This is a genomic window from Paenibacillus sp. Soil766, assembly GCF_001428105.1.
Classification (GTDB): Bacteria; Bacillota; Bacilli; order Paenibacillales; family NBRC-103111; genus Paenibacillus_E.
This window is the reverse complement of record NZ_LMSJ01000021.1, coordinates 65,415-86,829: the sequence shown is the minus strand read 5'-3', so window position 1 is coordinate 86,829 and position 21,415 is coordinate 65,415. Positions and strand designations below refer to the sequence as shown.

Genomic DNA, 21,415 nt, shown 5'->3' with positions numbered 1-21,415 from the left:
CATCTGCCATCTGACTCGATTGAAGTATCGGATGAAGAAAAATTCTATACCGAATTAGAAAAAAGAAGTCGACCATCTGTTGGTCGGCTTCTAATTGTTTTATTGCGCGGTCAAGATCACTGGACCTTCTGCCGTGATGGCGATCGTATGCTCGTACTGGGCGGCGAGCTTGCGGTCCAGCGTCCGCGCGGTCCAGCCGTCCGCGTCGATTGTCATGTAGTAGGTGCCTTCGGTGATCATGGGCTCGATCGTGAACACCATGCCTTCCTTGATGCGGAGGCCTTTGCCTGGCTTGCCGACATGCATATAATTCGGCTCCTCGTGCAGGTCTCGGCCGATGCCATGCGCAAGAAGGTCACGCACGACGCCGAAGCCTTTCGATTCGGCATGCCGCTGGATTGCGCTGGTCACGTCGCCGAGCCGATTGCCGGGCTGCGCCTGCGCGATGCCAAGATCAAGGCATTCCTTCGTGATGCGCATCAGCTTCTCGGCCATCGGCGAGATCTTCCCGACCGCATAGCTCCAGGCCGAATCGCCGAGCCATCCGTCGAGCTCCGCGACCGTGTCAATCGTCACGATGTCGCCTTCCTTAAGCGGCTTATCGCTAGGGAAGCCATGCGCGATTACGTCGTTGACGGAGGCACAGGTCGCGTATTGATAACCCTTGTAGCCCTTCGTGTAGGGCTTGGCGCCGTGCTTCAAGATAATGTCCTCGAAGATTCGCTCAATCTCGTTCGTCGTAATGCCCGGTTGGATGAGCGGTGCGATCGTGCGATGGCATTCGGCCACCACTTGGCATGCCTTACGGATTGCCTCGATTTCATGCTTGCTTTTTAAGATGACCATATTCGTATCAGGACTCCTTCGTAATGGCTTGCAATGCGAGTTGGGCGATTCGATCGACGTCCAACTCGGTAATGCCCGCATAATAGTACAGACCACAACAGCCGACCAGCACGGCAAGCATATGGTCGACGCTGTCGTCTTCGCGTTGGGTGATCGACTGGAGCGGAATGTACAGCTGTTCCATGAATCGTCTCTTGGCGGCATGCCGATCCTTCTCAGGCAAGCCTGCATAATGCTCTGCCGCCATCTTGTAGACGAGATATGCACGGACGTCCGACTGCCACTGCAGGAGCAGCACCTTGCAATATGCTAACACTTGCCTGTCATCTAGGCTGTCGCCGTGGATATCGATCCATTCTGCCTGGGCTTGCTCGCATCGCTCGAAGCCGCTGCCCAGCACATCTTCTATCAATAAATGCCGGTTGGGGTAATAATGGTACACCGTACCGTAACCGAGCTCGGCCTCGCGGGCGACGTCGCGAATATCAAAGCTGCCACCCGTACGGAAATAGGCGCGTGCGGTGGCATCCAGGATCTGTTCTCTGCGCTGTACACGGATGAGCTCATTTTGTTCTTTAGTACGGGGGCACATAGGCGCGTGAATCTCCTCTATAGACCTGCAAATTTGTCAATGTAAAAATTGTAACGCATGTGGCGGGGATTTGCAAATTATCTGATGGAATATCAAAAATTGGAGAGATTTCAGGAATTGTTAAGAAACTAATTGAATTTGTTTGATAATGTAGATATTTATTTTTCATTCTCTATGCCTGCCACAAATTTCCTCATACTTCTCTAACATGATCAAGGTATAATAACCGGTACAGCTTAAGGTTATGTCAAACAAAGTGTGGAGTGTGGCCACAGATGTCCAAAAATTACAGAATTTATAAAGATCAATTTCAAAATATTAAGAACACCGAACAATTAATTGACCAAATGAAAAGAAGATTTGAAGATTTTGAGTTGATTCAAAAAATATCCAATGTAGGATATTGGGAATATGACTTTCAAATGGATGCTACTACATGGTCCAATCAATTATTTCTTATACATGGAATAGAAGATGACTTTTCTATGAGCTTAGATCAATTTTTTACACTTATACATCCTGATGACCGTGCGCGAACATTTGAAAGGTTCAACGTGGCTCTTGATGAAAAAGCTGGGTACGAAATTGAATTTCGAATTGTCCATCCTGATGGAGAAATACGTAACGTGGTTCAAGTTACCGAGTTTTTATTGAATGAGCTTAATGAGTTAACCCGAATCATTGGTTTCGTTCAAGATATTACTGTACATAAGAAGCTTCAGCTAAGCTTAGTTGAGGAAGAGCAATACTATAAATCCCTTTTTATAAATAATCCGGATTCGGTATTTTCGTTTGACCTTCAAGGAAATTTCTTATCCTGTAATCCCGCTCTGCTTGAAACATTTGGTTTTAGGGAAGAGGAGATTTTGCATGAGAATTTTGATAATTTGGTAGAATCGACTTCTAGAGAAAAGACAAATCATTTCTTTATGGAAACCATACGAACTCGCCTTCCACAAAATTATGAAACGACAGGCATTCATAAAGATGGATCCATTCTTGAATTTAACGTTACCAATATCCCCATCATAATTAATGATGAATTAGTAGGGGTTTACGGAATAGCCAAAAATATAACAGCTCAAAAAGTAATGGAGCGCTCATTAATAGATGCAGAGACCAATTATCGAAGCTTGGTTGAACAGTCAATTGTTGGTGTATTTATTGCCGTCGAGGGAATCTTCATCTATTCGAATCCACACTTAAATAAGATGATGGGATATGATACGATAACAGGTCTGAAGGTACTGAGCCTAATACACCCTGAAGATCAGCAAAAAGTGATAGATGAAATATCACACCTGGCTGAAGGTGAATCTATACAAAATTTTTGCCACAGAGGCATTAGGCTGGATGAATCCATCGTAATTATCGAAGTTCATTATAAGAAAGTTCTCCATCAAGGCAAGCTGGCGACAATCGGCACCGTTCTAGATGTAACGGAACGAAAGCAAACAGAGGAGCTAAATCAATTCTTAGCTTATCATGATTATTTAACGACGCTTCCTAATCGGAGGATGTTCGAGGAACAATTAGATGAACGCTTGAAAAGCAGTCGAATTACCAACAAAAAGGTTGCTGTCATGTTAATCGATTTGGATCGGTTTAAATATGTCAATGATACACTTGGACATTCCATTGGTGATGTATTATTAAAGCACTTTGCCTGGAGACTGCAGGAATGTTTACTGGTCGGTCAAACTGTTTATCGTCTTGGTGGTGACGAGTTTTGCATCGTTTTGTCTGAAGTGAACCATCAGAATGAAATTAGCCGGCTTGTGGACAAGCTGACACAATTAACGAAGGAAGATTTTGTAATAGAGGGATACGAACTCCATGTCACAATCAGTATAGGTATCAGCATGTCACCTGAGGATGGAAGTACGGTGGAGACTTTATTCAAAAATGCAGATACGGCCTTGTATGTGGCCAAGTCTCAAGGGAGAGACCAGACTCAATATTACTCGTCTTCTTTAAATGTACAATCCTTCAAGCATTTTAATTTAAGCAACGATCTCCGAAAAGCGCTGGATAAGAAGGAGTTTTTCCTTATGTACATGCCTCGCGTCGATACCCAAACAACGGAGATTGTTGGGGTAGAAGCTTTGATTAGATGGAAGCATCCCGAATGGGGTCTGATATCTCCAACGGAGTTCATACCGATTGCAGAAGAAACCGGACTTATTGTTCCAATTGGCGAATGGGTATTACGTGAAGCTTGCAAGCAAAATAAAATTTGGCTAGATCAAGGCTTTAAACCCATTACAACATCGGTCAACTTTTCCGTGAAACAATTAATAAAGCCAAACATTTTGGAATCCATAGATAACATTATTGAAGAAACGGGAATAGCCGCGGGGCAGTTGGAAATTGAAATTACAGAAAGTTCCTTCATCAGTAATGAAATCGAAGTGACTCAGCTGCTGACCGAATTGAAAAAAAGGAACATCAAGGTCTCCTTAGACGACTTTGGAACCGGATATTCTTCTTTATATTTATTGAAGCAGCTAACCTTGGATACACTGAAAATAGACAGATCTTTTGTAGAAGAAATCCTTACAGATTCAGTGAATCGGAGCATTATTCAATGCATTTTGACTTTAGCTAATGAGCTGCAAATGAATGTTGTGGCTGAGGGAGTAGAGACCGCTGAACAATATGCTCTGTTGAAGGAGCTGCAATGCGATGAGATTCAAGGCTACTATTTCAGTCGTCCTCTGCATGTTGAGGCATTTACCGAGCTGCTGAGAGAAAACAATATTACATGATGCAGGAATGGGCAAGAATAGTGTAGCAGCCTCTTTGAAATCTTATCCATAAAAAGGTTATAGGAAATGAAAATTAGTAAACAATAAAACCATAAGATTCCCAGGAAGGGAGCTCCTATGGTTTTTTTATTGTATTGCTTCGTTAGTTTGTTCGTATATGTTTACTTTATGAAATATCAACAAAAACATCTGCATTGGTTAGAGATAATTTTCTATTGGTGCGTAGCTTCTTTGTTGATTCAAATCCGCTCAGCTATTTTTACTATGAACATGAAAAATGTCGTAATACCGCAATCCATTATGTTTGAGTTTTCGCATGTGTTAATACGCCTAGTACTGTATCCACTAGTTACATTGTTTTATTTAAATGAAATTTCCGCCGCTGCATCCAAAATAAAAAAAACAGGGGTGATCATCAAGTATTCGGTATTTTTGCTTGGTTTAGAATGGGTTTCCGATTGGTTAGGTGTTTTTAATCATACGAATCCATATTTATTAGGGTCTGGCGTATTTTGGTTAGGTTATTTGATGTTGATGTTGATAATCATGAAAGTTTTTCACAGTAAATTTTATAAAGGATACCATAAACCATGAATTTTCATGTTGATTGGAACGAATGGTTCGTTATGATTTGCTCGGTTATAGCGATGACGATGTTTTATAGGGTACGAAAGCATTTTGACGCTATCACCATCCTCATTATTTGGACGTTTAATGTTGTATTTGTTGCCTCTATTGATTATGAACTAGCGGCAACACCATTTGAGCTTTATTACTGCGGCGATAATGTAACATACGAGCCTATTGCAACATTTGCTCACGTTTTCTTGTATCCTCCGTTTTCTTTTGTTCTTTTGTTTTTATATGATAAATGGCATCTTCGTGAAAAAAAGAATCGAAAGCGACTTGTCCTTTTTCTAGCTGGATGTACAGTGTTTGCGGTTTTCTTTGAATGGCTGCATGTGCTGAATGGTTTCTTTGTCTACACCGGTTGGAAGTTGTATTATTCAATCCCGCTATATCCGATTTCTGCTTTAATTTTACTGAGGATTTACCATTTTATTGAAAATGATTACACCTTGCGAAAGAAAACATAAATAGCCACGGAAACTACCGTGGACTTTTTATGTTTACGAATTACTACTACCGATTGCTGCAATGTATGGAGTGCTCATCGATGAGCACCTAGAACCCAATCATCACAAGCCCAAATACTCTCCGCCGTTCACATGAATCGTCTGACCGATTACAAAACGGGATTCTTCCGATGCCAGGTACAAATAAATAGGAGCAATTTCGTATGGCTGTGCTGTTCTTTTGATCGGTCCCGAATTTTCTATAGACCCGTAAAACATGTAAAATTCAGGCGGGAATGTTGAAGGGATAAGAGGGGTCCATGTTCGACCAGGGGCTACGGCATTGACCCGGATGCCCCGATCAGCAAGAGAAACCGCAAAAGATCGGGTTAATGCGCTAACGGCACCCTTAGTGGCGGAGTAACTAGCCATTGCCGGATAGCCTTTGTCCGCTGCGAGAGAGCTCGTATTGATGATTGCACTGCCGGGCTGTAAGTGAGGAAGTACAGCTTTCGTAAAATAAAAACAGGAGAATACATTCGTCTGGAATATCCGTAACAGTTGCTCCGATGTCAGGTTAGTCATGTCCTCTTCATAAATCATTTCAGCCGCATTATTGATTAAGATATCAACCCGTCCGAATCTGGATAGGGTAATCTCTACTGCCTCTCTGCAGAATTGTTCATCTCCGATATCCCCAGCAATCGTCAAGCAACGGCGGCCTAATTGCTGGATTCTCTCCTGAGTCTCTGAAGCATCAGCATGTTCATTAAGGTATACTACAGCGATATCCGCGCCTTCTCGGGCAAATAAATAGGCGACCGCCCGACCGATTCCGCTGTCCCCCCCGGTAATGATCGCAACCTTATTCTGCAGCTTACCCGATCCAGCCGTGCCCGGCAGCTCCGAAACGGGTCTTGGCAGCATCATATATTCCAAGCCAGGCTGTCCGGGCTGGTACTGAGGCGGAAACTCGATCGGAACTTCTTCGCATTTTGTCACTCGAGGATCATGGGTATACACTGGGTTTCTCTCCATTCTGGCGTTAATTACTATTAAATTATTCTATAAGCCGAAATGGGTGCGTGACGTAAATGGTTCTTATTCTTTGGTTATGGAATCTTAACTTCAAGTTCGCTTAAATATTTGGACGAGTTTACGCCGTTTGGCTCACGAAATTCGACTTCGACAGAATTGGCATAGTCACCGCCATTACTAATTGGCAGAGGTATCGGAGCGTATCCTTCGGGCATCCATCGAGCCGTTGCCGTGTACTTTCCGACCGGAATTTCATCAATTCCTCCGCCGCCAATAACTGGCCCTCCACGTTTAATAATCGTTTTTCCCGTGCTGCCGTCCAGGAGCGGACCAATTGGTGTGAGTGTCATTTCCAGATCGCTCAAATCAAATTCTGGCATTGAGTCATCAGAAGTTGAAAAAAATGGATAAATATAAATTTGTCCGTTAAAATCCGTCCAAGTAAAATTCCGAACCCCGCCTTTGCTTCCCGTTAATGGAACTTCTTTATCCGATTTCAAATGGAATTTAAAATCCTTGCCGTTATAAGATTTAGTGATGTCAGCAGACATCGACCAGGAAGTCGCAAGTTGTGGCAGTTCAATTTCATAATAACCATTCTCATCGGTGACACCAATGATATTGCTGTCGTACAACAATGTGTTATCGGCATACACAACGATGTCAGGCAGGAGATCACCCTGCATGTCGCGCACATATCCTTTAGCTATATATGGCTCAGCGGTTTCTGTTGGGAAATCCGGAATTTGTGCTGGTACAGGACTTGGTACTGGTGCAGGTGTTGGTTCGAGTGTTGAACCAGTGTCTTTAGAATCTCCGATTCGAATCGTTGCGGTAGTTCCTTCGCTTGCATAAGTGACTTGATAACCGCTGTTCTCCGCAACAAATCGGAGAGGTACCATGGTGTGATTGTCAATAATTTGCGCTGGAATACTCAAGCTGATATCTTTACCGTTCACTTTGGCAGAGGAACTGTTCATCGTGAGTTCGATCGTTAGACCATCTTTCGTCCCAATCGCCTTTTGTGTAGTTCCGTTATCGGCCCAATTCACTGAAAAACCAAGAGATTCAAATAGTTTACGAAATGGAACTAACGTAGTCCCATCTTTGATAATCGGTTTGGCATCATCAAATTGGAGCTCTTGACCCAACAGCCAAACGTTTATCGTCGGACCTTGAGTTGGAGCAGGTATCGGCGGAGTAGAAGGGGACGGGCTAGGAATTGGTGTTGTGGTAGGTGATGGCGTTGGAATGGATGGTGTTTCGCCACTCGTCATTGGCTTTTTATATTTAATTGGTTTCGTAACGAACGTACCTTTTGGGGTCTCAATCTCAAGCACATAAGATTGCGTTTCTTTGATTGTGCCGTTGTTACTGGCGTACAAATCAAACGTTAGGTTGCCTTCAAACTCGCCAACAGGCTCATTCACATCTTTGCGAAATCCTGGGTTGATGATTTCACTTTCATGTGTAGTACGGCTTGGTGTAACCACGGTTTTATCCTGCACAATCCCTAATAGCCAACCTGTCGTGACGCGGTTAGTTCGCCAAACGCCTTGATAATTATCTTTTCCGTATTCATCGGTTGATCGTAGTACTACAGAGTTAATCACAGTTTTATTCGCAAGGTTCAGCAGCAGCTTAAAGTGACCGTCCTTATTTCCCTCTGGTGTAAAATCTGCAGCGCCAACTATATCCGCAGCAGTGTCCAGCAAACTGAATTCTTTAATCTCAACTCCCGTTGGCACAGTTTCACCAAAAGCTGCAGCAATTCCTCCAAACGCGATTACACCAGCCAGCACTGAGCTTATCGCAGAGGTGTGAATGATTGTTTTACTTTTTTTTGTCATAATAACGTTCCTCCCACACTTGAACTTGTTTATGACATCATCTTACAATCCCTGCAATTCACTTTCCTAGAGCCATCACTGGGAGAAGTTTGGGATAGTTTTGGGAGCTGTTCGGGAATGGATTGGGAAAAGGTATGTGAAAAAGTTTGGGAATACAAAGTAAAAATAACTATTTCGATCTCCCTTTCCAGATGGATTGACGTTACAATAATGCGAAGAAGTTGATAAGAAATCTTAAAACCAACTCCGATAGATCTTCTAATTCTTTCGGTATGATTTCAATACGAGTTGAAAGTTGCCGAGGAGGAATGTGGAATGAGTACAAAGAAGATTGCCATTATTGGCGCTGGAGTCGCGGGTTTGACATTGGCGTATGCTTTCCAAAGTAGCCGTCAGTTTGATTTTACAATTATGATGACTAAGGATTCGGAGGAGATCAGAAATGGGCGCATTTTATCGACACAGATTCATTTCGGGAACTTATTGGAAAACGAGAAACGATTCGGTGTTCCTGACTATGGAGCTGTCAATGAAATCAATCGGATTGAGCTGCTGATCAATGGACAAAGGCTCTTCCAAGGAAATCTGGCATGTAGGGCTGTCAGTCAGGATCAACGCTTGTATTTGTCTGTATTAATCGACGATCTAAAAGCGAGAGGAGCAGATATTCGAAAGGTTCGCTTGGATGACAACGATTTGTCAAAACTAGCGAATGAATATGATCTTATTATCGATTGCACCGGAAAGAGGGGACCGCTTGCTTCGTTTCCAAAATATGAAGAATTGCTTTACACGCCGACTTCCCCGCAAAGAATCATCACGGCCGGCATGTTCCTCGGTATAGCCATAGAGGATGAGCACAAAATGAGTTTTAACATTGTTCCAGGTCAAGGGGAGTTGTTTGAAACCACCACGATGACTTTATTGCTAGAAGCCGTACCGGGAAGTAATCTGGATGCCGTGATAGGGAGCACGAATCCTGACATTTTCAATAAAGAGATGCTTGGTATCCTGAAGGCTAACTTCCCACATATCTACGATAGGGTTAGCCTCCATGACTTTCGCCCTGTCGATCCGTTAGCGTATACACGAATGGCGATTCAACCAGAAGTTTTCATTCCTTATACGATGATGGATGGAACCCTCGTGTTAGGCTGTGGGGACAGTGTGGTGCTAAATGACCCGGTCACAGGCCAAGGGGCCAATACGGCTTCGTTTTGTGCAAACGTACTTTATCATGTTCTTTCGGACAATGCTAATAGGAAATGGGATCTAGAAATCGGTGAACACTATTGGGATTTGACCAAGGAATACGTGACCAAAGTTTCGGATTGGACCAATGCGATGATGGGTCCTCCATCGGAGAACTTTGCAGGGTTGATCGGCAAGGCTTCGCATAATCAAGAAATGGCCGATAAATTCGTCAATTTGTTTACTAATCCGCTTAAGGCATACAACGCTTTTTTTGGGGTGTCTTAACATGATGTTGGCTGGGCTTAGAAAATTTATCGTTCTCTAGTATGAAAAACGCTGACTCCATAAGGGTCAGCGTTTTTCATTTCAACTAAGCGTGCGCGTCGCCTCCGTTGGAGAGATCTGCAGCGCCTTGCGAGCAGGTAAATAGGAGAGAGTAACTGTAATTGCAAGAGCAACACCAAAGTAAGCCAGAATCCTCATAAGGGGAAGTGAATAGGGGAGTGACTCAAGATCGAACAATGTGTAGAAAGTGAAATAACTAACGGCAGTTCCTACTGTAAATCCAAGGGAAAGTCCAAAGCTTCCAATGAAGAAACCTTCTAGTAACAGACTGAGTACTACAGTTTTCGGGCTGATGCCAATTGTCCGCAGCATGCCAATATATCGGCTTCTCTGGTGAACAAGGCGGTACATGACAACGATAAGACCGAGCAATCCGATACCGAGTGCCGCAATATTAAAGCTTCGCAACAGATTTCCAATAAAGATCATGGTTACGTAATAGCTATTCTCAGATTTTACAATGTCTTTAACGGGGGAAATATTTTGCAGGGCGAGCAGCCGACTGATCTTCTGGGTTGCATCGTGGTCTGTAGGTAACCCTAGCTTGATAAAGACGGTACTGTGAATGTCCCGTTCGCTTTTAGCTAACTGAGAAAGCACGTTTTTATTAACCCAGATTCCGTAAGACTCGGCTTGGTAACCGCTCTCGCCAGCAATGGCTACAATTGTTTTGGTGACGGTGTGCTCCCCTACAACAATAGGAAATGGTTCACCTATACGGTTCGTATTTCCACTCGTGTATTTCAAGGTGTTCTCCGCAACAATGACAGCATCATCACGGTCGGCCAGAGAACGCCAAGCTTCCCGATCCGTTGCGTACCGGCCGTCCCTGGCCCGTAAAGGAATGTCATTCGATTCAGCAAAGCTGCGGTCGATGCCATTGATTTTGATTTCAACCGGACCTTCCTGACCTTGAACTCCTTTCCAAAACAGTTGCTGCACAGCGGATAGTTGGAATGGCTTGATCTGAGCGTACTCCTTCGATGTCTCCATATGCTGGATTACGGACGCGGTATCCAAGCGCCGCCAGTCCCGAGCGACTAAATCATGTCCGCCCGTATATTCGATCGGCTTGGAAACGCCTATGAATTTACTCATCGAATCGCTATAGAGAATGGAAAAGCTGATAAAGCAGGAAACAACAGCGAACATGAAAAGGAGCAAGCCTGTTCGAAGAGGGTTCGTATTCATATTGCGCAAGGCAAGCCGCATCATAAGCGTGGGTGCAGCCTGATTGCGGCATAGATAGCTAAGTCCTTTTTCGATCAAAGGCAATAACTGTACGAAAACCCACACAAGGATTGGGAGGGAAAGAAAGAGCATCGCAATGACTAGGAACAGCTTGTTATCGGTTATCCATTGCATTCGGATATCTGGCACTGCAATCAAAGCTATGCAGAATACCAGGAAAAGAGTGGATGTAATGAACATCCATTTATTCAAGATACCCTGTTTATTATCCGATTTCAGGTTAGGCTGAACAGGCCTTATGGCTTCGACTACTGACAGATTAATGGTTTGCCTAGCAATGAGTTTGACACAAATATAGACAAAAAGCATGCTAATGCACAATCCAGTTAAGGCTACGCTTGGATCTATATGCTGATGGGCCTTTAAACTCATTAGTAACAAGTCTTCGAAAGAAATTGTGATTCGAAGCAACAAGAGATTAGCCAGCGCCAAGCCCAAAGAGACACCTAATAGGCTGGAACCAAATCCGCATAAAAGCCCTTCGAGCATCATCAATCGACCCACATCAGCCTTGCTAAAGCCGACGGTCCGTAGGATGCCCATTTCACTTCTGCGTTCCTCAGCAATTAACCGGAATATATTCGTAATAAGGACGATTCCGATGAGAATGGCATTTAAGCTAACGATGCCAATGATAATGGTGATGAACTCGATGGCATATTTACGTTCTGTCTCAAACTTTTCGCGAACAGGCACAGCTCCCCATACAACAGGCTGTTCTTTGAGCAGAAGATTGGTGTAGTAAGTACCATCGATACCTTCTAAGAGTCGGGCAGTATCTAAATTTACAATGGCTGTAGCTTTTCCGCGGAACATACCGCGATAACCCGTTAATCCGTGTTCTGGAACCACGGCGGTTACCGATAGCTTGATTTCACGGTTCGTGTTGTCAATAGCGTATACGGTGTCACCCGTCTTAGCCCCCAAGCTTTCAGCGGCATGCGATGATAAAAGTACGTCATTCTGCTGAAGCCCGCCGCCAAGTGAAGTAGCTAAGGATGGGTCGAAACGCACAGCTTCTGCAGCGTCAACACCAATTGTATTTATATATGGGGATAGTTTCTCGATCGTTCCCTTATCGTTCTTCGTCAAGTAGGTAGCAGGAAGGGACAAGATGGGGAGAGATACTTCTGCGCTATGTTGACGGATATCTTGTATGGTCTGGGCGTCGAAGTAAGAATAGGCATAGTCGGTAGCTGCTTGATTTCGGGAAGGGATATCGTAAGCGATGTTGCCATAGAATTGCTCCAATTCTATTTGCATCCCGTTGGTTAAGGCTGTGTTCGTGATAAGTGTCATCGAGATGAAGGATGTACTTATGGCTAATCCAAAGACCGTCAACAGTGTCGAGCGTCGCTGCTTTAGCATGTTTCGCCAGGCCATTCGGCGTATATGTGGATAACGCAAGAGGAGCCATATCATATAAGAGGTCAATCCGGCTCCAATCGCAAGTAAGACAGGAACAACAATTGTCATAAGCTCCTCCCGCGATTTACCCGGTTCTGTATAATATGACCACTGTCCATGTAAATGGTTCTATTGGCGTAATTGGCCACATCTGGATTGTGAGTGACAATGATGAACGTAATCCCTTCTGTTCGATTCAAGTGAGCAATGAGATCCATGACCATGACGGTTGTTTTTGAATCGAGAGCCCCAGTCGGTTCATCCGCCCAGACTATTAACGGTTGATTGACGATGGCTCGAGCAATGGCAACCCTCTGCTGCTGCCCGCCTGACATTTCCGAAGGACTGTGGCTTGAACGGTCGCGAAGTCCTACCCTAGCTAAGGCTTCAAGCGCTTTTTCACGTGCCAGTTTAGGCTTCATACCCATGCCAAGTAATGGCAGTTCGACATTCTCTACAGCCGTCAGGACGGGGATTAAATTGTAAGCTTGGAAAATAAAGCCCATATGCTTCGCCCGGTAAGCGTCACGGCTTTTGCTATTCATTTCATTCTGAGCGACCCCATCGATCAGAATGTTGCCCTGATTGATGGTATCCAGTCCCGAAACACAATTAAGCAGAGTCGTTTTTCCGCAACCGGAAGGTCCCATAATGGCAATCATTTCACCTTTCGATACATCGAAGGAGATTCCTTTCAATGCTTCCACCTTATTGTCGCTGTATGGGTAGATCTTCCATAACTCTTTAACTTGCAGATGGGGCTGCAAAGCGTTCATCGCATTCACTCCAATCTAAGCCATGCAGCTTTTCGATCTAGTGTACTCGAGAAATATCGAATTTTTAGCGAAAAAATGTGTAGAAAATGCGTAGTTCTTCTAATTGGAATTACGTATTGGGAGGGAAAACAGGCAGTGTGACGGTGAAGGACGTCCCAATGCCCATTTCGCTCTCGACGTGTATCGTACCGCCATGGACTTCGATGAATTCTTTGGCGATCGCTAGTCCAATGCCTGTTCCGCCGGACATCCGGTTTCGTGAGTGCTCGACGCGATAGAAGCGCTTGAAGATGTACGGCAAGCTTTCGGGCGGGATTCCCGGTCCGTTGTCCGACACAGTCACAATGATTTGTCCATCATGAAACGTATATTGAACATCGATCCGTCCTCCTTCAGGCGTATAACGGACGGCATTGCCGATCAGGTTGATGAAGACTTGTTTGATCCGCGAAACATCCATGTATAGTTCACCGTCACCTTCACACACGAGGTGCAGTGCGATCGATTTCGCCTCCGCGGCAATTTCTAAAATCGATACAATCTCTTCGAGCGTAGAGCCAAAAAGAGACCATGTGCGGTCCAGAGACAGCTTGCCAGCCTCGGCCAGATTCAAATCCTGCATGTCCTGAATCATGCGGGACATCCGTTTCGTTTCGTCTAACAGGGGAATCAGGTGTGCTCGGTCAAATTCCACGGCTCCTTCTACAATCGTCTCCAGATGCCCACGTAAAATAGCGAGAGGAGTGCGTAGCTCATGTGCAATATCGGCAACGAGTTGATTGCGAATGCTTTCACCTTCGCTCAATTGCTCCTTAAGCACATTGAAGGTATGGGTTATCGTCACGATTTCATCCTGCCAACTTTCGGGTCTATACGACGACTTGGTGTGTTGCTGGACTGCGTTCTTAGCATGTTCCGCCAGAATCTCGAGTCTTTTACAAAAGGTAATGGCCAACAAATAAGAAAACCCCACAATCGCGCTGAGAGCAAGCAGAAGGACCGTGATTGTTGTCTCGCTGCCGACCTCGTCTAGTGTAAGCCTGGTTATGCTTTGATTCGATAATAGAAAAATAAGGATGCCAAACGCGCAGAAGGTAAAGAAAAGCTTCAAGCGTACTTTCATGTAGGGTCACCGAACTTATAGCCAACCCCATGTACAGTGACAATTAGTTTCGGATTTGAAAAATCATTCTCAATTTTTTTGCGCAGATTCCGGATATGCGTGTCGATAGATCGTTCGTAGCCGGCATATTCATCGCCTAATGCAATTTCAAGCAGATCCATCCGGCTATACACCCGACCTGGATGCTTTGCCAATGTACACAGCAGCTTGAATTCTGTAGGCGTCAAAGTAATTGACTGATTGTTGAGATAGACCGCATGTTTTGAAAAGTCGATGGACAAATGGCCTCGTTTCAACATTCGCGGCTCCTCCCCGACATCTATCGATGTCTGCGCCTGCGGGAGCCTTCTGCGTAGCACGACTCTAATCCTTACTTCCAACTCTCTTACCGAGAAAGGCTTTGTAATGTAATCATCCGCACCGAATTCCAGCCCAAGTACCTTGTCAATCTCGTCTGTTTTTGCAGTGAGGAATATGACGGGAACATCAGAGAATTTACGCAACTGTTTGCACACATCCAACCCATTCATCCCAGGCATCATCCAATCTAGCAACACCAGGTCGTATCCGTTCAAGGTGGTTTTCTCAAACGCAGAGAGCACCTCTACACCGCTGTGGGCTACCGTAACGGAATATCCTTCATTTCTTAAGTAAGTCGCGATGAAGGCTGTCATTTGCTCTTCGTCATCCACGACCAATATGCGGTTTGAACTTTCCAACTGCTGCATGGTATACCTTCTTTCTCACTAAAGCTTTGTATTATTTCCCATTATATCCGCAAATGTTGCGGTTAGGGAGTAGTTTCTATCGTTATCTCGGTGCACACAGGATCTTCGTATTTTGTTGACATTGTCTTGATATTAAATTCAGATCCAAACTGTAACATTTATTCCTGTTGAGCAACTTAAATGGATGGAGGAAACTAGTATATGAGAAATAAACGTTTAGGTTTGAACCATTTGATGGGGGCATTTTTAGTCGGGTCCATATGTTTTTCAGGCGTTGCCATGGCGCAGTCAGAGAAAATCTCTGCCCAATTCGAAAAGCTGCGATTTATCGTCGCGGGAGAAGATCGCACTTCGCAGGACGGTAAGTACAACAATAACGGTACGATGGTGCCAGAATCGATCTTGTACGAAGGGACGACATACGTGCCAGTTCGTAAAGTGAGCGAAATGCTGAATCTGCCTGTACAGTGGGACGAAACGACGAAAACGGTATGGATTGGGGCTGTAACCGTCGATATCAAAGACGCAAAAGGAACCGTGATCGGCCATGCGGCATTATCACAAAGTGAGAATGGCGTGAACATTGATGTCAAAGCATCAGGGCTAGCGCCAGGCAAGCATGGCCTCCATCTGCACCAGAACCCGATCACAGGCAACGATTTCACAACAGCGGGTGGACACTACAATCCATCAAGTAAAAAGCACGGACTTCATAACCCCGATGGTCATCATATGGGGGATCTGCAAAATCTAGAAGTCACAGTGGATGGCATAGTCAACGCTCATTTACATCTTGAAGGCATTACATTAGAGAAGGGGAAAGACAACGCAGTGTGGGGAAAATCTCTGATCATCCATGCGAAGGAAGATGATGGAGTGACGGATCCTTCCGGAAACTCGGGGGATCGGATAGCGGGCGCAAGTATTGTCGAGTTGGCGAAATGAGAAGCAGTAGAAAGAGAGGACTAACAATGAAATTGAGTGTAATTCGTTGCATGTTGGCAGTGCTATTGATCGCTGTTTGTGTTATGCGGGCTGGCGTGGCTTCCGCATCAGGTGAAATACAAAAATCGGTAGCCGTGAAAGTCAATGGCAGCAATTTAGATGTTGAGGCTCATTTAATCGATGGAAGAACAATGGTACCTCTTCGTGCTATCTTTGAGCGATTAAGCGCTACATTAGAATGGGAGGCTACTACGCGAACCATTACGGCAACAAAAGGATCTACCGTTGTACATTTACAAATCGATCATGTTGAAGCAAGGATTGATGACCGCACTTCGACCTTGGATGTACCTCCATTATTAGTCAATGGAAGCACCTATGTCCCATTAAGATTTGTCTCGGAGGCTCTTGGCGCTGACGTTGATTTCGATTCAATAACCAATACGGCAATCGTTTCAACAGATGACAGTTGTAATCTTCCTGGAGGCCAAGTACACAGCGGCACAATTAAGCCTGGCGGTGAGACCTGGGGAGTTTGCGGAAGTCCTCATTTTGTAAAGGATGATTTCTATGTTGAAGGTAACGATAGTCCTAATCTTGTCATTGAAGCGGGGGCGGTCGTGAGATTTGAAAAAGGAACGAGTATCTTTGTTGGTCTCAATGCTCCCGGAGGGCTTGTTGTAGAAGGAACGGAGAAAGATCCAGCCATCTTAACAGCAGATACGGCAGGTGCACAGCCTGGCTTCTGGAAAGGCATTCATTTCTATGAACAGACAGTAAAAGGCCGTGCCTCCATCGAGTTTGCCCGAATCGAGTACGCTGGGGGAGAGAATGGAGCTGTTACCGCTACGGCAGGTACGTCACCTGTTGAGCTTACCGTTAGTGATACGCAATTCATGCATAATGCCTACGCAGGCATTCAGTTAACAGAAAATACCCGTTTGTCCTCACAGAGTAAAAAACTTACGATAACCGGCACCAAGACATCCCCGAGCGGCGGCGGTGCACCCATTATTACAGCCGCATACGGGACGAATAAGCTGCCTGACGGCAATTACAAGGGGAATGACCTCGACGTCATTTTGATTGCAGCCTCTATGTCGTCGACGACGATTAACACGAATACGACTTGGAACAAACTAAGTATTCCGTATCAAGCCAAGATTACCGTCTATGTCGATGGTCCATCCAGCCCAGTTTTAACGATTGTGCCTGGAACGGTTACCATTTGGGAAAAACTCAGTGGATTGACGGTAGGCAGCTACGATCGAGGCGGATTAATTGCGAAAGGCACCAAGGATCAACCGATTATTTTTACTTCTGAATTGGAACGCCCCGGAAGCTGGGATGGCATTGGAGCAGGTCCCTATGTCGGCAAAGATTTCCGACTAGATTTTGTCGAGATTAAGGATGCGCTCAATGGTATCACGTTACCGGAAGATTTAGGGCCAGTCCTAACGAACTCAACTATTGAAAACAGTAAAGAATACGGCATCTACATCAAGAGTTCGAATGTATCAACCAATTATCTAGTAGGGAATGCGTTCCGCAACAATGCGCAAGACATCTACACGCTATAAGCGTTGGCTAATTTCCGTAAAATAAATAAAAAAGCAGAGCGAGAGTGTATTTCACGTCTCCTTCTGCTTTTTTTCTGTTAGTCAGCGTTAATAAGCTGTATGTCATATACAGCTAAAACTTAAGCATTCGCCTGAAATCTCGCGGAGCGAACCCAGTGTAGTTCTTGAACATCGTTGAAAAGTTATGCTGTTCCATTCCCACTGCTTGGGCGATGCTGCCGATGGACTGATCTGAAGCCAGCAGTTGACGAGCCTTTTCCACTCTTAGACGGTTCATATACTGTACGGGGGAGCAGCCAAGCAAGGTGTTGAAGGCACGGATGAAGTAGTTCGGATGGTAGTGTGCTAAACCGGCCAGCTGTTCAATTGTAATTTTTTGATCCAGATGTTGTTCAATATATTGGAGAACACGGCTCATCTTTTGGGCAGCTGCCGCCGGATTCGCAATCATTTCACAGGGATGCTGCAAGTAGAGACCCAATAAGTTAAGTAAAGCAGACCGGGAATGAAGTATGGCAGCTGGCGACATGTCGGTGTTGCTGTCCACGATTTGCTGGAACCAACGCTTGACCTCTGGCTTGTCGGGAGCCTCGATACAGATCGGGAATCGGTACAATTCAAAGAGATCTCTACTTCCGACACGGGCGGTGAAATGGCACCAATATTTATGAAAAGTAGCGTCGCTATCATCAGGAAAAGATTGCACAGTGTGGCAGGGCAGTAGAATGAGTTGGTCAGGCTTTACTTGGTAAGCTGCTCTGTCCACTTCGATGGATCCAGTGCCATCTATAATATAATACATGCGGTTAAAGCTTTGGATCGGTTGGTTCGGCTTCCAATCATCACATGCGTTCTGAACTTTGGCAACGACTACGTCGACCTGTAGATTTAAAAGCAGGCTGCGCAGAGAATCAATGGCTTCCTTCTGATGCATAAGGTCTCCTTTTGTCAAAAAATGAAGTTAATATTTACTACAAAAAGGTTAACAAATTTGATGTTTGATGTAAATAGAAAAGGTAAGATGTAAGGGCAGTTTGTAAGCGTGACCAAGTTCATTGAGAAAGACAAATATCCATTAGGAGAGGTGTGTAAACAATGGCAGGTAACCGCGCCGTCGTGTATGTTGAGCCTGGTAAGGTGGAGGTTCGGGATATTCATTATCCAGATCTAATCTTAAGAGACGGTCCTGGAGTTAATCCGCTCAATGTCGGACGCAAATGTGAACATGGCGTTATACTCAAAGTACTAACTACGAATATTTGTGGCAGTGATCAACACATGGTCAGAGGCAGGACAACGGCTCCAAGTGGATTGGTGCTAGGTCACGAAATTACAGGTGAAGTTATCGAAGTTGGCCGTGATGTGGAATTTATTAAAAAGGGAGATTTGGTGTCCGTTCCGTTCAATATTGCATGCGGACGATGCCGAAGCTGCAAGGAGCGGAATACGAATGTCTGCGAGAATGTGAATCCGGATCGCCCTGGTTCGGCTTACGGTTACGTCGATATGGGAGGATGGGTTGGCGGGCAATCTGAATATGTCATGGTGCCTTACGCCGATTTCCAGTTGCTTAAGTTTCCAGACAAAGAACAGGCAATTGAGAAAATTCGCGATTTAACCATGCTTTCGGATATATTCCCAACAGGATACCACGGTGCCGTCAGTGCAGGGGTACGACCTGGATCGACGGTATACGTTGCGGGTGCAGGGCCTGTTGGGCTAGCGGCTGCTCACTCGGCACAACTGCTTGGAGCCGCAGTGGTCATCGTAGGTGACTTAAATTCAGAGAGATTGGCACAGGCGCGAAGCTTCGGATGTGAAACAGTTAACTTGAGAGAACATCCGGACTTGGGCGAGCAAATCGATCAAATTCTAGGGGTTCCCGAAGTCGACTGTGCGGTGGATTGTGTCGGATTCGAAGCTCACGGACATGGTCATGCTCATGGCGAAGCTCCAGCAACGGTGCTCAACTCCATTATGCAAGTCACTCGGGCAGGGGGAAGACTCGGGATTCCAGGATTATATGTAACTGGAGATCCAGGAGCTGTTGATAGCGAAGCCAAAATCGGTACACTAAAAATCCGCTTCGGACTCGGTTGGGCCAAGTCTCATACATTCGTGACAGGGCAGACGCCTGTCATGCAATATCATCGGGAACTCATGATGTCGATCCTAAACGGCAAAGCTCAAATCGCTAAAGCTGTTAATGCAACTGTGATTTCGCTGGATGAAGCGCCAGCTGCTTATACGGAATTTGACAGGGGAGCTTCCAAGAAGTTTGTTATTGATCCACACGGTTTAGTAAAGAAATAAGCTATATAAAGTGGAAATTATGGAGGTTTGTATGAAAACAGGCAATCATCAATATATGACTGAAGTAGTAGCAGGATGGGGCAAGCTCCCAGAAGGCGCTTCGTATGGATATACACACGGCATTGTTATAGATAAGCAGGATAACGTATACGTACTACATACGGGTCAAGATAACGTTGCAATCTTTAATCGATCTGGTGAATTTATACGTTCTTGGTCCGTGGAGGGCATTGGTGATGGAGCGCATGGGTTTTATTTGCATGCAGAGTCTGATGGAGAATATCTATATATCACGGATACGAACCATGCAACTGTGCTGAAGACAACCATTGACGGAGAAATCGTCCTACGGTTGGAGCCTCCAGTATTACCAGAGGTATACAATGAAGAGAAGAAATATAAACCTACCGATATAGCAGTTGCTCCGAATGGCGATATTTATGTGACAGATGGCTATGGCCAGCATTGGATTCACCAATATTCTGCAAAGGGAGATTATCTCGGTTCTTTCGGAGGAACGGGGAGTGAGCCCGGTCGTTTAAAATGCCCTCACGGCATTTCGGTGAAGTTAACGGGGGATAGCCCCGAGCTGTATGTCGCAGATCGTGGGAATTTCCGGATTCAAGTCTTCACAATGGATGGAAAACACAAACGGTTTATTCAAAATGATATGGACATGCCTTGCAGCTTCTATTTTGCTGACGACTATATGTTTTTCCCTGATCTTCACAGTCGAATCACGGTGTTTAATGCTGCGGACGACACGTTGGTCGCGCATCTCGGAGAGGATCAGCAGGCGTACAAGCAGCAGGGCTGGCCGAATCTGCCTAAGACGTATTATCGTGATAACCGATTCAGCTCACCGCATGGTGTATGCGTAGACTCTCATGGAGACGTATATGTTTCAGAATGGATTTCCGATGGTCGGGTAACGAAGCTGCGTAGGATCTAGCATAAGAAATGCTTTCCGAATACGAGTTGAGCGCTAATTAGCTGCTTGACTCGTATTTTTTGATGATTTCCATGATATCAGACAACATCCATATTAGCATTGACAATGCAAACGGTTATTCGTATGATCCAAATAGGATTGTAAAAAAAATGTAAATGGGGTCGAGCGCTAATGGCGACAACTAACTGGGTGAACCAAATTACTGAAATCACATTATTTGTTGACAATTTACATCGGTCGAAAGCATTCTACCAGGAGACGTTCAAGCTTGCGGCCAAATATGAAGATGATAACTGCGCTGTGTTCGATTATGGCAATACGAGTATCAATCTGTTAAATCAATCGAATGCCAGTGAGCTGATTGAGCCAGCACAGGTAGGTCGCAGCGGAGATGGAGCACGGTGTCAGTTCACGATCCAAGTGCCAGATGTTGATCGGGTATGCGAAGAGCTGGAGGTACGTGGTGTTAAGTTATTAAATGGACCGATAACGCGCGCCTGGGGGCGACGGACGGCCTGTTTTGCCGATCCGGACGGGCATTTGTGGGAGATTGCGCAGGTGCTGTAATGGAATTGGGCTTCCATATGGAAAAGCAAAGACCTTGTCTAAAATAACAGACAGGGTCTTTGCT

The 21,415-nt window shown here is 45.0% G+C and carries 18 protein-coding genes; 9 read left to right on the top strand and 9 right to left on the bottom strand.

Annotated elements, in window-relative coordinates:
• Positions 1–99: 99 nt before the first annotated feature.
• Together map and ASG89_RS16775 are read right to left on the bottom strand one after the other, a co-directional pair.
• Positions 100–846: a type I methionyl aminopeptidase gene (gene map / locus ASG89_RS16780; RefSeq protein WP_057311852.1), complete on the bottom strand. Its 747-nt coding sequence runs from the start codon at positions 844–846 to the stop codon at positions 100–102.
• A gap of 7 nt (positions 847–853) precedes the next feature.
• Positions 854–1,438, bottom strand: coding sequence for a TetR/AcrR family transcriptional regulator (locus ASG89_RS16775; RefSeq protein ID WP_057311851.1), 585 nt, complete (start codon positions 1,436–1,438; stop codon positions 854–856).
• A 275-nt stretch (positions 1,439–1,713) separates the two neighbouring features.
• Between ASG89_RS16775 and ASG89_RS16770 the strand changes: the two genes are divergently transcribed.
• The 3 genes from ASG89_RS16770 (at position 1,714) to ASG89_RS16760 (ending at position 5,303) form a co-directional block, all read left to right on the top strand.
• Complete coding sequence (locus tag ASG89_RS16770; RefSeq protein WP_057311850.1) at positions 1,714–4,206, top strand: EAL domain-containing protein; 2,493 nt, start codon at positions 1,714–1,716, stop codon at positions 4,204–4,206.
• A 270-nt stretch (positions 4,207–4,476) separates the two neighbouring features.
• Positions 4,477–4,800, top strand: a complete 324-nt coding sequence (locus ASG89_RS37715; RefSeq protein WP_157276686.1) for a hypothetical protein — start codon at positions 4,477–4,479, stop codon at positions 4,798–4,800.
• A complete protein-coding gene (locus ASG89_RS16760; RefSeq protein ID WP_057311848.1) occupies positions 4,797–5,303 on the top strand; it encodes a hypothetical protein in 507 nt (168 codons plus the stop codon). The genes ASG89_RS37715 and ASG89_RS16760 overlap by 4 nt, the downstream gene beginning before the upstream one ends.
• Positions 5,304–5,405: 102 nt before the next feature.
• On the opposite strand, the gene ASG89_RS16755 is transcribed toward ASG89_RS16760, so the two are convergent.
• The gene (locus ASG89_RS16755; protein ID WP_321166513.1) at positions 5,406–6,284 is read right to left on the bottom strand and encodes an SDR family oxidoreductase; all 879 of its coding nucleotides are present in this window, start codon (positions 6,282–6,284) and stop codon (positions 5,406–5,408) included.
• A gap of 110 nt (positions 6,285–6,394) precedes the next feature.
• Positions 6,395–8,170, bottom strand: coding sequence for a copper amine oxidase N-terminal domain-containing protein (locus tag ASG89_RS35125; RefSeq protein WP_057311846.1), 1,776 nt, complete (start codon positions 8,168–8,170; stop codon positions 6,395–6,397).
• Positions 8,171–8,485: 315 nt separating this feature from the next.
• Here ASG89_RS35125 and ASG89_RS16745 point away from each other — a divergent pair, with 315 nt between their 5' ends.
• Positions 8,486–9,649, top strand: coding sequence for a styrene monooxygenase/indole monooxygenase family protein (locus tag ASG89_RS16745; RefSeq protein WP_057311845.1), 1,164 nt, complete (start codon positions 8,486–8,488; stop codon positions 9,647–9,649).
• An 81-nt stretch (positions 9,650–9,730) separates the two neighbouring features.
• Here ASG89_RS16745 and ASG89_RS16740 read toward each other — a convergent pair whose 3' ends face one another.
• The 4 genes from ASG89_RS16740 to ASG89_RS16725 all read right to left on the bottom strand — a co-directional run bounded on the left by ASG89_RS16740 (position 9,731) and on the right by ASG89_RS16725 (position 14,994).
• On the bottom strand, positions 9,731–12,436 hold the full coding sequence (locus ASG89_RS16740; protein WP_057311844.1) for an ABC transporter permease: 2,706 nt from the start codon (positions 12,434–12,436) through the stop codon (positions 9,731–9,733).
• On the bottom strand, positions 12,433–13,143 hold the full coding sequence (locus tag ASG89_RS16735; protein WP_057311843.1) for an ABC transporter ATP-binding protein: 711 nt from the start codon (positions 13,141–13,143) through the stop codon (positions 12,433–12,435). The genes ASG89_RS16740 and ASG89_RS16735 overlap by 4 nt, the downstream gene beginning before the upstream one ends.
• Before the next feature lie 109 nt (positions 13,144–13,252).
• Positions 13,253–14,266 (bottom strand): sensor histidine kinase, encoded by a 1,014-nt coding sequence (locus ASG89_RS16730; RefSeq protein ID WP_057311842.1) that lies wholly within the window; start codon positions 14,264–14,266, stop codon positions 13,253–13,255.
• Positions 14,263–14,994 carry a response regulator transcription factor gene (locus tag ASG89_RS16725; RefSeq protein WP_057311841.1) on the bottom strand — a complete coding sequence of 244 codons (732 nt, stop codon included), beginning with the start codon at positions 14,992–14,994 and terminating at the stop codon, positions 14,263–14,265. The genes ASG89_RS16730 and ASG89_RS16725 overlap by 4 nt, the downstream gene beginning before the upstream one ends.
• Positions 14,995–15,195: 201 nt before the next feature.
• On the opposite strand from ASG89_RS16725, the gene ASG89_RS16720 reads away from it, so the two are divergent.
• A complete protein-coding gene (locus ASG89_RS16720) occupies positions 15,196–15,939 on the top strand; it encodes a superoxide dismutase family protein (protein ID WP_057311840.1) in 744 nt (247 codons plus the stop codon).
• Positions 15,940–15,965: 26 nt separating this feature from the next.
• Positions 15,966–17,519 (top strand): copper amine oxidase N-terminal domain-containing protein, encoded by a 1,554-nt coding sequence (locus tag ASG89_RS16715; protein WP_057311839.1) that lies wholly within the window; start codon positions 15,966–15,968, stop codon positions 17,517–17,519.
• Between the two features lie 112 nt (positions 17,520–17,631).
• Here ASG89_RS16715 and ASG89_RS16710 read toward each other — a convergent pair whose 3' ends face one another.
• The gene (locus ASG89_RS16710; protein ID WP_057311838.1) at positions 17,632–18,453 is read right to left on the bottom strand and encodes an AraC family transcriptional regulator; all 822 of its coding nucleotides are present in this window, start codon (positions 18,451–18,453) and stop codon (positions 17,632–17,634) included.
• Positions 18,454–18,614: 161 nt separating this feature from the next.
• Between ASG89_RS16710 and fdhA the strand changes: the two genes are divergently transcribed.
• From fdhA to ASG89_RS16695, 3 genes are all read left to right on the top strand, one after another.
• Positions 18,615–19,832 (top strand): formaldehyde dehydrogenase, glutathione-independent, encoded by a 1,218-nt coding sequence (fdhA, locus tag ASG89_RS16705; RefSeq protein ID WP_057311837.1) that lies wholly within the window; start codon positions 18,615–18,617, stop codon positions 19,830–19,832.
• A 31-nt stretch (positions 19,833–19,863) separates the two neighbouring features.
• Complete coding sequence (locus ASG89_RS16700; protein ID WP_057311836.1) at positions 19,864–20,784, top strand: hypothetical protein; 921 nt, start codon at positions 19,864–19,866, stop codon at positions 20,782–20,784.
• A 171-nt stretch (positions 20,785–20,955) separates the two neighbouring features.
• Positions 20,956–21,351 carry a VOC family protein gene (locus tag ASG89_RS16695; RefSeq protein ID WP_057311835.1) on the top strand — a complete coding sequence of 132 codons (396 nt, stop codon included), beginning with the start codon at positions 20,956–20,958 and terminating at the stop codon, positions 21,349–21,351.
• The last annotated feature ends 64 nt before the right edge of the window (positions 21,352–21,415 follow it).

Excerpts from the sequence above, each read along its gene's own strand:
- ASG89_RS16740 (WP_057311844.1), bottom strand. The coding sequence starts at position 12,436 with ATGACAATTGTTGTTCCTGTCTTACTTGCGATTGGAGCCGGATTGACC.
- ASG89_RS35125 (WP_057311846.1), bottom strand. The coding sequence starts at position 8,170 with ATGACAAAAAAAAGTAAAACAATCATTCACACCTCTGCGATAAGCTCA.
- ASG89_RS16715 (WP_057311839.1), top strand. The coding sequence starts at position 15,966 with ATGAAATTGAGTGTAATTCGTTGCATGTTGGCAGTGCTATTGATCGCT.
- ASG89_RS16725 (WP_057311841.1), bottom strand. The coding sequence starts at position 14,994 with ATGCAGCAGTTGGAAAGTTCAAACCGCATATTGGTCGTGGATGACGAA.
- ASG89_RS16745 (WP_057311845.1), top strand. The coding sequence starts at position 8,486 with ATGAGTACAAAGAAGATTGCCATTATTGGCGCTGGAGTCGCGGGTTTG.
- map (WP_057311852.1), bottom strand. The coding sequence starts at position 846 with ATGGTCATCTTAAAAAGCAAGCATGAAATCGAGGCAATCCGTAAGGCA.
- ASG89_RS16710 (WP_057311838.1), bottom strand. The coding sequence starts at position 18,453 with ATGCATCAGAAGGAAGCCATTGATTCTCTGCGCAGCCTGCTTTTAAAT.
- ASG89_RS16695 (WP_057311835.1), top strand. The coding sequence starts at position 20,956 with ATGGCGACAACTAACTGGGTGAACCAAATTACTGAAATCACATTATTT.
- ASG89_RS16775 (WP_057311851.1), bottom strand. The coding sequence starts at position 1,438 with ATGTGCCCCCGTACTAAAGAACAAAATGAGCTCATCCGTGTACAGCGC.
- ASG89_RS16735 (WP_057311843.1), bottom strand. The coding sequence starts at position 13,143 with ATGAACGCTTTGCAGCCCCATCTGCAAGTTAAAGAGTTATGGAAGATC.
- ASG89_RS16700 (WP_057311836.1), top strand. The coding sequence starts at position 19,864 with ATGAAAACAGGCAATCATCAATATATGACTGAAGTAGTAGCAGGATGG.
- ASG89_RS16730 (WP_057311842.1), bottom strand. The coding sequence starts at position 14,266 with ATGAAAGTACGCTTGAAGCTTTTCTTTACCTTCTGCGCGTTTGGCATC.
- ASG89_RS16760 (WP_057311848.1), top strand. The coding sequence starts at position 4,797 with ATGAATTTTCATGTTGATTGGAACGAATGGTTCGTTATGATTTGCTCG.
- ASG89_RS16720 (WP_057311840.1), top strand. The coding sequence starts at position 15,196 with ATGAGAAATAAACGTTTAGGTTTGAACCATTTGATGGGGGCATTTTTA.
- fdhA (WP_057311837.1), top strand. The coding sequence starts at position 18,615 with ATGGCAGGTAACCGCGCCGTCGTGTATGTTGAGCCTGGTAAGGTGGAG.
- ASG89_RS16770 (WP_057311850.1), top strand. The coding sequence starts at position 1,714 with ATGTCCAAAAATTACAGAATTTATAAAGATCAATTTCAAAATATTAAG.
- ASG89_RS37715 (WP_157276686.1), top strand. The coding sequence starts at position 4,477 with ATGAAAAATGTCGTAATACCGCAATCCATTATGTTTGAGTTTTCGCAT.